The sequence below is a fragment of the Pseudomonas sp. Q2-TVG4-2 genome (assembly GCF_013620795.1).
GTDB lineage: Bacteria > Pseudomonadota > Gammaproteobacteria > Pseudomonadales > Pseudomonadaceae > Stutzerimonas.
In genome coordinates this window covers 134101-146381 of sequence record NZ_LGLW01000007.1, presented here as the reverse complement: position 1 = coordinate 146381, position 12281 = coordinate 134101, and the positions used below count along the sequence as shown (strand labels likewise).

Here is a 12281-nt window from a genome sequence, read left to right as displayed (position 1 = left end):
CCAAAGGAGTCGCGAGTATAACCAAGCCATCGGAAGGACAGCGGATCTGCGGCAACGCGACGCACGGAAAACCTGCGTCGCTCGCGCCAAAGGGCTAAAGTCTCTGCGCCGCACCGCTGGTGCATCGAACTCAGGAGCCTTCATGTTCGTATCTGCCCCCCGCAGCATTGCGCTGCTGGCCTGCATCGCCTGCCTTCCCGCTGTTGCCGACGAGCAACAATACAATCAGATTTCGCTGCGCGCCGAGGCCAGCAGCGAGGTGGCCCACGACCGCATGCACGTCACGCTATACAGCGAAGCTCAGCATCAAGACCCGGCGCAACTGGCCGCACAAACCACCGAAGCCATGAACAAGGCCTTGCAACGGGCACGGCAGGCGAAAGGCATCGTGGTCAGCCAGGGCAGCCGCAGCAGCTATCCGGTCTATGAGGAAAAAGGCCAGCAGATCACCGCCTGGCGCGAGCGTGCCGAGCTGCGCCTGGAAAGTGGCGACTTTGCCGCTCTGTCCAAACTGACCGGTGAGCTTATGCAGGACCTGAAGATGGGCAGCATGCACTTCAGCGTCTCCGATGCTATCCGCAAGCAGAACGAAGATGCCCTGCTGAAGGACGCCGTCGACGCCTTCCGCGCCCGCGCACAGTTGGCCACCGAAGCGCTTGGCGGAACCGACTATCGCATCGTCAATCTCAACTTGGGCAGCGGTGGCGGCTATCAGCCTGTGATGCGCAACTTCGCCATGAAGAGCATGGACTCGATGCCGACACCGGAGGTAGAGGCTGGGACCCGCCAGGTCAGCATCAGCGCCGACGGGGTCATTGAAGTGCAAATGCCCTGATTGGTTCTGCGGCCAGCCGCACACGCTCAACGAGCGGGCCGCTATGGGCGGAACCTGTACTGATCCGGCATCGCGAACCGCGATCGCTAAGCTGGCTGGCGCGCCCAAACGGCCATCTTAACGCCCTCCCCGGCGCGAAGCAGTAGAGCGCTGCGAAGTCCGCCGTGCCAGCCAGAGTTTCGCCCCGCACCGTGGCGAAGCGGACCGATGACCCACCCTAAAGGCGAGCCCTTCAGATACGGCCTACCGGAAAGCAAAACCCCGCCAGGAAGCGGGGTTTCATTGGGCTGCCGCCGCGAATATCGCGGCGTTCCAATAGCGCTACTTAGATGTAGTAGGCCTTCAGCGGCGGGAAGCCGTTGAATTCCACCGCGCTGTAGCTGGTGGTGTAGGCACCGGTGGAGAGCCAGTACATGCGATCGCCGATTGCCAGGTTCAGCGGCAGGCCGTACTTGTAGTTCTCATACATGATGTCGGCGCTGTCGCAGGTCGGGCCGGCGATGACCACCTCTTCCATCTCGCCCTTCTTCTCGGTCCAGATCGGAAACTTGATGGCTTCGCCCATGGTTTCGATCAGACCGGAGAACATGCCGACGTCGGTATAGACCCAGCGCTCGACGGCAGTGCGCGACTTGCGCGCGACCAGCACTACTTCGCTGACCAGGATGCCCGAGTTGGCGATCAGCGAGCGACCCGGCTCGAGGATGATTTCCGGCAGCTCATCACCGAAGTCTTCCTTGAGGAACCGGATGATTTCCTCGGCGTAGGTTTCCAGGCTGTTGGTACGAGTGATGTAGTTGGCCGGGAAGCCGCCACCCATGTTGATCATTTTCAGCTCGATACCGTCTTCTTCCTTCAGACGTTCGAAGATCACCTTGACCTTGGCAATCGCGGCGTCCCATACGGAAATATCGCGCTGCTGCGAACCGACGTGGAAGGAAATGCCGTAGGGCTCCAGTTTCAGCTGACGAGCCAGGATCAGCAGATCCATCGCCATATCGGTCTGGCAGCCAAACTTGCGCGACAACGGCCAGTCGGCGGTGGTCGAGCCTTCGGTCAGGATGCGCACGTAGACTTTCGAGCCCGGCGCGGCCTTGGCGATGTTGCGCAGGTCGGCTTCCGAGTCGGTGGCGAACATGCGCACGCCCTTGTCATAGAAGTAGCGGATGTCCTTGGCTTTCTTGATGGTGTTGCCGTAGCTGATGCGCTCCGGGCCAACGCCGCGAGACATCACCTTGTCCAGCTCGTAGATCGAAGCGATGTCGAAGCTCGAACCCTTGTCGCGCAGCAGATCGATGATTTCGACTGCAGGGTTGGCCTTCACGGCGTAGTAGACCTTGGCGAAATCGAAACCGGCGCGCAGATCGTCGTACGCCTTGTCGATGGTCTGGGTATCAATGACCACGAATGGCGTTTCGTGCTGGTCAGAGAAATCCTTCATCTTCTGGAAGGTGGAACGGGAGTAGTAATCTTCGATCTTGATCGACATGCATGGCTCCAAATCGGGAAACGTAAAGTCGGATTGGGGACTAGGGTCTGTTCCCGTTTCGCTGCGAGCCGCGTTGCTGCGCCAAATGACGGCAGGCCGGGCACGGGATGCCGGTAATGATCGCTCCTTGCCAAGTCCCGCAACGCCGCATGGCGTCATTTGCCGCGCAACCCGCAGGGACGGGCCGGTTTTAGCGCGATACTGCGTTTCTCGTCGCTTATTGGACGACCAAACTGTGCGACTCGTGCCTTGCCTCGCGCTAAAACCGGCTCCGTCGCGGCCGCGACGAAAACAGACCCTAATTAGAACGCCTGATCAGTTTCCCCACTTTGGTTCGCCTACTTCCCAAGGCATGTCGCCGAGTATCACGGCCAGGCCCACGGCAACTGCTGCAGCGGTCTGGTGAAAATCGTGATCTCTCGTCGTCAGTACTTGAGCCGGATGGATCGTTGCCAGCATGGACGTTCGGGCGCGAACTTTAGAACCACAGCCGGTTGAGATCAATGAAAAATCCGCTCTCGCTCCATCTTTTGCCGCGTGGGCGAACCTACCCTATTCAAACCGACAGATGTGCTGCCGCGATGTTCCATCCATCTCGCCCCGCTGCGATTGACGGGGCCTTGGCGAGCCCCCTTGACGGCCCACGCCTGGAGCGCCCTTTGCGCTATAATCGCCGGCTTTTTCCGACACGCTTTCTATACCGGGACCGCCATGACCTCTCAGGCCGCCGAAGTCGCGAAGCGCCGCACCTTCGCCATCATTTCCCACCCCGACGCGGGCAAGACCACCATCACCGAAAAGCTGCTGCTGATGGGCAAGGCCATTGCCGTGGCCGGTACCGTGAAGTCGCGTAAATCCGACCGCCACGCGACCTCCGACTGGATGGAAATGGAAAAGCAGCGCGGCATTTCCATCACCACCTCGGTGATGCAGTTCCCCTACCGCGAGCACATGATCAACCTGCTCGACACCCCGGGCCACGAAGACTTCTCGGAAGACACCTACCGCACCCTGACCGCGGTGGACTCGGCGCTGATGGTCCTCGACGGCGGTAAGGGCGTCGAGCCACGCACCATCGCCCTGATGGACGTCTGCCGCCTGCGCGACACACCTATCGTCAGCTTCATCAACAAGCTCGACCGTGACATCCGCGACCCCATCGAGCTGCTCGACGAGATCGAGGCGGTGCTGAAGATCAAGGCCGCGCCGATCACCTGGCCGATCGGCTGCTACCGCGACTTCAAGGGTGTCTACCACCTCAAGGACGACTACATCATCGTCTACACGCCAGGCCACGGGCATGAGCGCACCGACGTCAAGATCATCCAGAACCTGGATTCCGACGAAGCGCGCAAACATATCGGTGACGAGTACGATCGATTCGTCGAACAGCTTGAGCTGGTTCAGGGCGCCTGCCACGAGTTCGACCAGGACGAGTTCATCAACGGCCAGCTGACCCCGGTGTTCTTTGGCACCGCGCTGGGCAACTTCGGTGTGGATCACGTACTCGATGCCGTCGTTAACTGGGCGCCGCGCCCGCTGCCACGCGCCGCAAACGAGCGGGTGGTCGAGCCGGTCGAAGACAAGTTCACCGGTTTCGTCTTCAAGATCCAGGCGAACATGGACCCCAAGCACCGCGACCGCATCGCCTTCATGCGCATCTGCTCGGGCAAGTACGAAAAAGGCATGAAGCTGCGCCACGCACGCATCGGCAAGGACATCCGCATCGCCGATGCCCTGACCTTCTTCTCCAGCGAGCGTGAACAGCTGGAGGAAGCCTGGGCCGGCGACATTATCGGCTTGCACAACCACGGCACCATCCAGATCGGCGACACCTTCACCGAAGGCGAAAACCTCGGTTTCACCGGCATTCCGCACTTCGCCCCGGAACTGTTTCGCCGCGTACGTCTGAAGGATCCGCTGAAATCCAAGCAGCTGCGCCAAGGCCTGCAGGAACTGGCCGAGGAAGGCGCCACCCAGGTGTTCTTCCCCGAACGCAACAACGACATCATCCTCGGCGCGGTCGGCGTGCTTCAGTTCGACGTCGTCGCCAGCCGGCTGAAAGAGGAATACAAGGTCGAGTGCGCCTACGAGGCGATCAACGTCTGGTCGGCTCGCTGGGTCGAGTGCGGCAACGAGAAGAAGCTCAAGGAATTCACCGACAAGGCCTACGAGAACCTGGCGGTCGATGGCGGTGGCCACCTGACCTACCTGGCCCCGACGCGGGTCAACCTGAGCCTGATGGAAGAGCGCTGGCCCGAGGTGAAGTTCAGGGCTACGCGGGAACATCACTAAGCGACGGACGGAGCGGCAATCGCGAGCAGCTTTTTGTAGGAGCGAGCTTGCTCGCGAACCGTCCCAAAAAGCTTCGCCAGCAAGCTGGCTCCTACAAAGCAACGACACCCCGTGGGAGGCCTGCTCGCGAATCTCGCCAGCAGCCGCAAGCGCGGCACTGGGACACAAGTTCGGTATGAATCAGAAGGACGCAACGGAATGCGCTTTCACGGACGCGATTTACGCAAAGGGCGAGTCAACCTACCCGACCAAACCTATGTACTAACCTGTGTGACGCTGGGCCGAGCCGCAGCATTTGGAGAGTGGCCGGCAGCGTCGTTGCTGGCGCAAGAGATTCATCAGACTGGACAATCGGACGCGATTCAGTCCCTGGCCTGGGTAGTAATGCCCGACCATCTGCACTGGCTTGTGCAGTTGAAAACCGGCTCGTTGAATCAGCTGATGCAGCGCTTAAAATCGCGGAGCGCAATCTCCTTGAACAGACTCCACGGCACACACGGGGCAATCTGGCAAAAGGGGTATCACGACCGTGCCATTCGCAATGAGGAAGACCTGCGCGACGTAGCGCGCTACATCGTAGCGAACCCGTTGCGGGCCGGGCTGGTCAAGCGCATCGGCGACTATCCGTTCTGGGATGCGACTTGGTTGTGATGATGCTCATCCTCAAGAGCTTCGCCAGCAAGCTGGTCCTACATGAGCAACAACCACCTCGCCCGTAGGAGCGAGCTTGCTCGCGAATCGCCCTGAAAGCTTCGCCAGCAAGCTGGCTCCTACAAAAAAGCACGCGCGGGCAGGGTTCGATCCCCCGAAGCAATGCCTTTGGGAAAAACAACACGGCCGAAGCAACCTCGAACCGTAGGAGCCAGCTTGCTGGCGATCCTGGGCATTCCCGACAACCGCAGAATGCTAGGAAGACAGCCGATCGCCAGCGAGCTCGCTCCTACAAAAAAACAGCCTGCGCCCTCTGTAGGAGCGAGCTTGCTCGCGAATTGCTTCATGTGACGACGCTCAGCAGAGGCCCTGCCGAACCTACCGTCCCAAATCCACCCCAATCACCAACGGATCATGATCCGACGCCCGGTAAGGCTCGGCGCTATACAGCAAGCTTTGCTGACGTGGCGTCTTGAACTCCAGATTGTAATCCAGCACCCGCGGCTCGTCGGCGTTGAGGTGCCATTCGGTTGCGCCACGCACTTGTGACGCCAGGCTGACGCTGGCCAGGCCGTGGTCGAGGTAGCCCGATTCGCCAGAGAACACGTATGAGTAGGCCTTGCCATCACCGAAGCGCGCCAGCAGATCGGTATATCCCGCCGAGCGGATCACGTTGATGGGGTCTTCCTTGGCGTAGGCGTTGAGGTCGCCGATGATCAGCCGGTCCGGATCGTAGGACCGGGTCGGATCGCGACCCAGCCAGTCAATCAGTGCCTGGGCCGCGCGTACGCGCGTCAGGTTGCAGTTGCCCTGGCCGTCGCCCATATCCTTGTCGCCCCGGTCATCGCAACTCGAGCCCTTGGATTTCAGGTGGTTGACCGCCACGGTCAGGCGCTCGCCGCTACGCCGCTCACGAAAGGTCTGCGCCAGCGCCGGGCGGTTACGGGTGTCGTCGAAACGCGAATCGACCGATGCGTCCAGCACCGCCGCAGCCTTGTGCGGGCTGACCATGTCCTGGCGGTAGATCAGGCCGACGGCGATTGCGTCTGTGCCTAACCGGCTGCGGCGCGGGTCGATGAAGGCGTAGCGGTCCCGATTCGGTGACGCCGCGTTGAGCCCGGCCACCAGGTCGGCGATGGCGCTGTTCTCACCGTAGCCATCGTTCTCGATTTCCATAAGCCCGATGATGTGGGCATCGGCGCCGAGTATCGCCGCGATGATCTTGTCGCGCTGGCGGTTGAATTCCTCGACCGTATCCGCGCCTCGCGAGGTCGGGAAGCCGGCCCCACGACCGTCCCCGTTGAAGTAGTTGAGTACGTTGAAACTCGCCACACGCAGTCGCCCATCAATGGACGCTGGCGATCTCGGCCGGGGGTTTTTCGGTACGAACTGCGGCGTCTGCGTGGGCTGCACCCGATAGCTGCCAGCCAGGTAATGCAACACCCCCTGCACCTCGTTGACCTCGTAACCAATCCGCAACGTGCGGTAGGCGTCGAGCTCCGGTGAGGGATAGCGAACCGGATCAGGGTTTTGCCCGCTGCGACCGTCATCGAGAACGATTCGGTTGAGATTGTTCTGCGCCTGCAGCTGCCGAGCCGGCTCGCCGGGCGAAACCTTGTTCGTGGGAATCCACAGCCGTCCGCCAGACGACAACACGACCTCACCGTAACGGCCCAGGTTGTAAACCTCGCTGACGGTCAGGGTCTGGGCGAAACGCACCTGCATGCCCTCGTAGCGTTCCAGCGCATCAGGAGCGGAAACCGGCAAGCTGATCTGCGTTACGGCCGGCAGCGGCTGGGCACGGGCCAGCACGTTGACCTGCGGCAAGGTCAGCTCGGTAAGGCCGTTGTGCTCGGCGACCATCCCGCGCACCTGGACACGATCGCCCACCTGCACGTCCGTACCCTTGCCGGCGTCATAGACGTACAGCCCTTCCGAGGTGAGCGCGTCGTTGTCCGTCTCGCTGTCCGGTGCCTGGATAAAGAAACCGCCCAGCTCGCCCGCGCCCTGGAAGCCGGCCACCACGACGCCTTCCACCGTCACCATCTGGTTGACCAGCGGACTGGCATCGCCGTGGCCTTGCACCTCGGCAATCGAGCGGCGCCCCGCATCGCCACCGCCCGGCTCACCTTCACCACCATATTGACCGAGATAGGCAAAGGTGTTGAGGGCGTAACCCTGCCACTCTGTCGATGGATCGAACGCATCTTGTGGGTTGCGATCGCCGGTTCGGATCGATGTTCTGCGGGTCAGTGTGCGATCGGCCGTCTGCGTTTGCCCCGCGCCCCAGGCGCTGCCTGGATCGGCGCCGAGCTGGCCGATGCTGTCCAGAACCTCACCGGACGGCCCGCGCAACACGACGGCATCGTCGCCGTTGTACCAACTGCCGCTGCCGCGCTGGTTCGCCGTGGCTTGCAACGCGGGGTCGCCGCTTTCGTGCGCCAGGACATGCACGCCACCCGGTGCCACTTCGCCCGCCAGACTGATGCTTCGGCCGCTGACGGTCGACCCATTGAAGTAGAAGTCGACCCGGTACCCGTCGAGGGAAATCGCCGTCTCGCCGGCGTTATAGAATTCCAGCGCCTTGTTATTGCCGCTGCCCTCCACATATTCGGAAATCAGCAGGTCGGCCGCAGCCATTGAGCTCGCGCTCAACGAGGCGATTGCCAGCAAGGCGGAAGACAGGGGGTGCGGTTTGAATCGGGCGTTGCGGCGCATGGCTATCGCTCCGTTCTCTCAGGCGTGCTGGGGTTCAAGGGTTCTGGAAAAGACCGAGGTGCCATCGATGTCGCGAAGGGTGACGCTCAAGGAGCCGCTGCGGGAGTCGATTTCGACTTCACCAAAAAACTGAAAACCGGCATAGGGCGATGCGTTGGCGGTCGGGGGCGCCTTCTGAAAGACCACTTGCGGACCGAAGGTGGCGTCCAGCGGGTTGGGACCAAAGCTACCCGCATTCAGCGGCCCGGCGACGAATTCCCAGAACGGATCGAAATCCTGGAAGACCGCGCGGTTGGGATGGTAGTGGTGCGCCGCGCAATAGTGCACATCGGCGGTCAGCCACAGGGTGTTGCGCACCCGGTGGCGGCGAAGGAAGCCGAGCAGATCGGCGATCTCCAGCTCGCGCCCTGCTGCCGGACCGTCCTGCCCATTGGCGATCGCCTCCCAGCGCGCCCGGCCGGCCGCATCGGTGCCATCCGGAACGTGTAGGCCGATGGGCATGTCGGCAGCGATGACTTTCCAGGTGGCGCGTGAGCGGCGCAGTTCGCGTTTGAGCCAGGCCAGCTGCTCGGCACCGAGAAAAGCGGTCTCGGGCCCCTGTTCCGATTGCAGGTTATGGGTGTTGGGGCCGCGGTAGCTGCGCATGTCCAGCACGAACACATCCAGCTGCGGGCCGTAGGCAATCTTGCGGTAGACCCGACCGGACGCATCCCGGCCAACCAGGCGCATGGGTGCGTACTCGAGAAACGCCTGGCGACCACGACGGGCCAGCAATTCAATGTCCTTGACCTGATAGCGATCGTCCAGCTGCTTGTCCGGCGACCAGTTGTTAGTCACCTCATGATCGTCCCATTGCCAGATCTGCGGCACCTCGGCGTTGAATTGGCGCAGGTTGTGGTCGAGCAGGTTGTAGCGATAGTTGCCGCGAAACTCGTCCAGCGTCTCAGCGACCTTGGTCTTGGCTTCGGTGACGATGTTGCGCCAGAGGCGCCCGTCCTCGGCCGTCACTTCAGCCTGGATGACGCCGTCTGCGTAGATGGCATCGCCACTCTGGATGAAGAAGTCCGGACGGCGCTGGCGCATCGCTTCATAGATGCGCATGCCGCCGAAATCCGCGTTGATGCCCCAACCCTGGCCGCAGGTATCGCCGCCCCAGACGAAACGGATATCCCGCGCACGCCTGGGTGCAGTGCGCAAATGGCCCATCCAGGGTTCGCTGCGGACATGATCGCCAGCATCCTCGAAATAGGCCCGGTAGAAGATCGATTGATCCGATGGCAGCCCTCGCAGATCGAGGCGCGCCGTGTAGTCGAGCCGTTCATCCGTAACGGGTGAGATCATCCGTCGGGCATTGCCGAACCCGCTGGTGGTATCCCATTCCACGACCAGCCGTGCCGGCCGATCACAGCGGCTCCAGATCACGGCGCGGTCTGCCAGCACGTCGCCGGATTGGACCCCGTCAGTGATCCAGGGACGCGCAGTAGGCGCCGCGATGATCGCCGGCGATACGCCAATGGCTGGCAGCGCCAGGCCCGCGCCGATGCCTTGAACGAGGCGGCGGCGTGTCTGGTCCAGTTCGGCTTTGGTTGATCTGGTCATGTTCGGTCCCCTTCATCAGTGGCTGAAGAAGGGTTTAAGCGACACGCTTGACAGAACCGTGACGCCCGGACGAACGGTCGCCAACAGCACGTCTTTTCGCAAGGCGAGCCTCGAGATTTTCACCGCCTGTCGCCAACAAAGAAGGCGTCCTGGGAGCGACGCCTTTTAGTCAGCAGAGCGGTCTTGCCGCTATTGCCCGTCTTCAAGCGTCCAGGCAATCACCGAGTCGCCGATCTTGGTGCCGAACGACCCATGACCGCCCGCCACCTGCACCACGTACTGTTTGCCGGTTTGCTCCGAGACGTAAGTCATCGGCGTGGCCTGACCGCCCGCGGGCAACCGCCCTTTCCATAGCTCCTCACCGGTCTGCAGGTCATAGGCGCGCAGGTAGTAGTCCAAGGTTCCGCTCATGAAGGCCACCCCGCCGGCCGTGACGATCGGACCGCCCAAGGCTGGCGTACCCACCGGCAAAGGCATGCCCAGCGGCGCACTGTCGCGGCTGGTGCCGTTCTTGTGCATCCAGACCTTCTTCATGGTGCGCAGGTCGACGGCGGTGACATAGCCCCACGGCGGGCTCTGGCAAGGCAGGCCCAGCACCGACAAGAACGGTTTCAGGCTCACCATGTACGGCGCGCCAAGGTTGGGCTGCAGGCCGGTTTCGCCGCCACCGGTGCGCGCCTCGGGGTCGACCCCGAGGCGCTTGAACATCTGCGAGACGAATGCCAGGTAGTTCGGCGCGCCGAACAGCAGCTGGCGGCTGGGGTCGACCGCCACGGATGGCCAGTTGAACGTGCCCACGTTGCCTGGGTAGATCAGCGAACCCTTTTCCGACGGTGGGGTGAAGTCTCCCTGGTAACGCAACTTGCGGAACTGGATCCGACACATCATCTGATCCAGCGGCGTGCCGCCCCACATGTCGCGTTCGTACAACGGCTCTTCAGGTGCATAGCTGAGCGCGGAAACCGGCTGAGTGGGCGCGGTGAAGTCACCGTAATCGGTGCCCTGCGGAACAGGTATTTCCTCGACTGGCACGATGGGCTCGCCGGTGCGGCGGTCCAGCACATAGAGGTCGCCCCGCTTGGTCGCCTGGATGATCGCGGGCACCTTGCCTTCCGGCCGGTCGATATCCACCAGCGTTGGCTGGGAGGGCAGGTCGCGGTCCCAGAGGTCGTGGTGCACGGTCTGGAATTCCCAGCGCACCTTGCCGGTCGCCAGGTCCAGCGCTATAAGCGCATCGGTGAAGCGCTCGGTCTGCGCCGTGCGATCAATCGCCCATTGGTCCGGCGTTTGATTGCCGGAAGGGATGTAGACCAGGCCCAGCGCCTCGTCAGCCGTCGCCACGGTCCAGGAATTCGGCGTACTGCGCACGTAGGTTTCGCCCAATGGCAACGGCTCGGTAGCGTCCGGATTGCCCGGATCGAAATTCCACACCAGGCGGCCAGTCTTCACGTCGTAGGCGCGAATGACGCCGCCGGGAGAATCCACGGCACCATTGTCGGTGACCGAGCCGCCCACGATCACCAGCTTCTCGGTTACGACGGGTGGCGAGGTCGGCAGGTAAATGCCCAATGCGCCCTCACCCAGGCGCAACTTCAGATCGACAACACCGGCCTCGCCGAAATCCTCGCAGGGTTTGCCATCTTCTACATCGAGCGCGATCAACGTGGCGTCGTTGGTGGGCAGAAACAGCCGACGCACGCAACGTGCGGCTGGTTGGTTCGGCTGGCCGTCTGCCGAACCCGGCGAGGAATAACGGGTGCCGTCGTGGAAGGCCAGGCCGCGGCAGGTCATGTGTTGGTAGTACGCGGCATCGCGATTGATGCTCGGGTCGAAGCGCCAGCGTTCCTCACCAGTGTCGGCATCCAGGGCGATAGCGATGCTGTGTGGTGTGCAGATGAACAGGCTATTGCCAACCTTGAGCGGCGTTACCTCGTAAGTGAATTCGCCTGGATCGTTCGGGCCCGGCAAATCACCCGTGTGGTACTCCCAGGCTTTCTTCAGCTTGCCCACGTTTTCAGGGGTGATCAGAGCAGCCGTCGAATACCGATCGCCCTGCTCTGATCCGCCGTAGGAAGGCCACTCGCTGTTCGAGCGACCAGCCTGCCCCTGCGGATCGAGACCCTGCATCTGCGCGTCGCTGAACGCCCCCTTGATCGAGTGGTAATCCTGGGTCAGCGAGAACCCCGCCATCAAGGCCCCGGCCAGCAGACCGAGCCCGAGCAGGCCGCTGGCACCGTCACGCCAGACAAGCCGGTCGCTCACGTAGCGATTGACGAAGGGCAGGATCAACCAGAGGCCGAGGATGCACCAGAGATCGATCCGTGGCGCCAGCTGCCACCAGTCGAAACGGACCTCATAGAGCGACCAGGCCAGGGTCGCCAGCAGCAGCACGGCGTACAGCCAGATAGCCGCGCGACGCCGGGCAAACAGCAGACCGGCGACAACAAGCAGTCCGATACCCGCGGCCAGGTAGTACCAGGACCCGCCTAATATCGCGAGATAGCCACCGCCGACCGTCATGAGTACACCCAACACCAGCACGACAATGGCGGTCAGGGTGATACGCAAGGGACGCGGCCCGTACTCGATGCTCATCTGCAATCTCCAACCGACTCGTTTCAAGGCAACCTGCGGCGAAACCTTCTGAAACAAACGCCCACCCGCTATCAGTGGATACGGCCGCGAGGCCTTAGT

7 protein-coding genes are annotated in these 12281 nt (G+C 62.2%); 3 read left to right on the top strand and 4 right to left on the bottom strand.

The window, feature by feature from the left end; translation table 11 throughout:
- Positions 1-142 precede the first annotated feature (142 nt).
- Positions 143-835, top strand: a complete 693-nt coding sequence (locus tag H3028_RS16255) for an SIMPL domain-containing protein (RefSeq protein WP_181298278.1) — start codon at positions 143-145, stop codon at positions 833-835.
- A gap of 325 nt (positions 836-1160) precedes the next feature.
- On the opposite strand, the gene H3028_RS16250 is transcribed toward H3028_RS16255, so the two are convergent.
- Complete coding sequence (locus H3028_RS16250; protein WP_181298277.1) at positions 1161-2324, bottom strand: type III PLP-dependent enzyme; 1164 nt, start codon at positions 2322-2324, stop codon at positions 1161-1163.
- Positions 2325-3035: 711 nt separating this feature from the next.
- Between H3028_RS16250 and H3028_RS16245 the strand changes: the two genes are divergently transcribed.
- Together H3028_RS16245 and H3028_RS16240 are read left to right on the top strand one after the other, a co-directional pair.
- Positions 3036-4619 carry a peptide chain release factor 3 gene (locus tag H3028_RS16245; RefSeq protein ID WP_181298276.1) on the top strand — a complete coding sequence of 528 codons (1584 nt, stop codon included), beginning with the start codon at positions 3036-3038 and terminating at the stop codon, positions 4617-4619.
- Positions 4620-4817: 198 nt separating this feature from the next.
- Positions 4818-5270 carry a transposase gene (locus tag H3028_RS16240; protein ID WP_168425566.1) on the top strand — a complete coding sequence of 151 codons (453 nt, stop codon included), beginning with the start codon at positions 4818-4820 and terminating at the stop codon, positions 5268-5270.
- Positions 5271-5648: 378 nt separating this feature from the next.
- On the opposite strand, the gene H3028_RS16235 is transcribed toward H3028_RS16240, so the two are convergent.
- The 3 genes from H3028_RS16235 to H3028_RS16225 all read right to left on the bottom strand — a co-directional run bounded on the left by H3028_RS16235 (position 5649) and on the right by H3028_RS16225 (position 12182).
- Positions 5649-7988 carry an ExeM/NucH family extracellular endonuclease gene (locus H3028_RS16235; protein WP_375154424.1) on the bottom strand — a complete coding sequence of 780 codons (2340 nt, stop codon included), beginning with the start codon at positions 7986-7988 and terminating at the stop codon, positions 5649-5651.
- A gap of 18 nt (positions 7989-8006) precedes the next feature.
- On the bottom strand, positions 8007-9587 hold the full coding sequence (locus H3028_RS16230; protein ID WP_181298275.1) for an alkaline phosphatase: 1581 nt from the start codon (positions 9585-9587) through the stop codon (positions 8007-8009).
- A gap of 189 nt (positions 9588-9776) precedes the next feature.
- Positions 9777-12182, bottom strand: a complete 2406-nt coding sequence (locus tag H3028_RS16225; RefSeq protein WP_181298274.1) for a membrane-bound PQQ-dependent dehydrogenase, glucose/quinate/shikimate family — start codon at positions 12180-12182, stop codon at positions 9777-9779.
- Positions 12183-12281 lie beyond the last annotated feature (99 nt).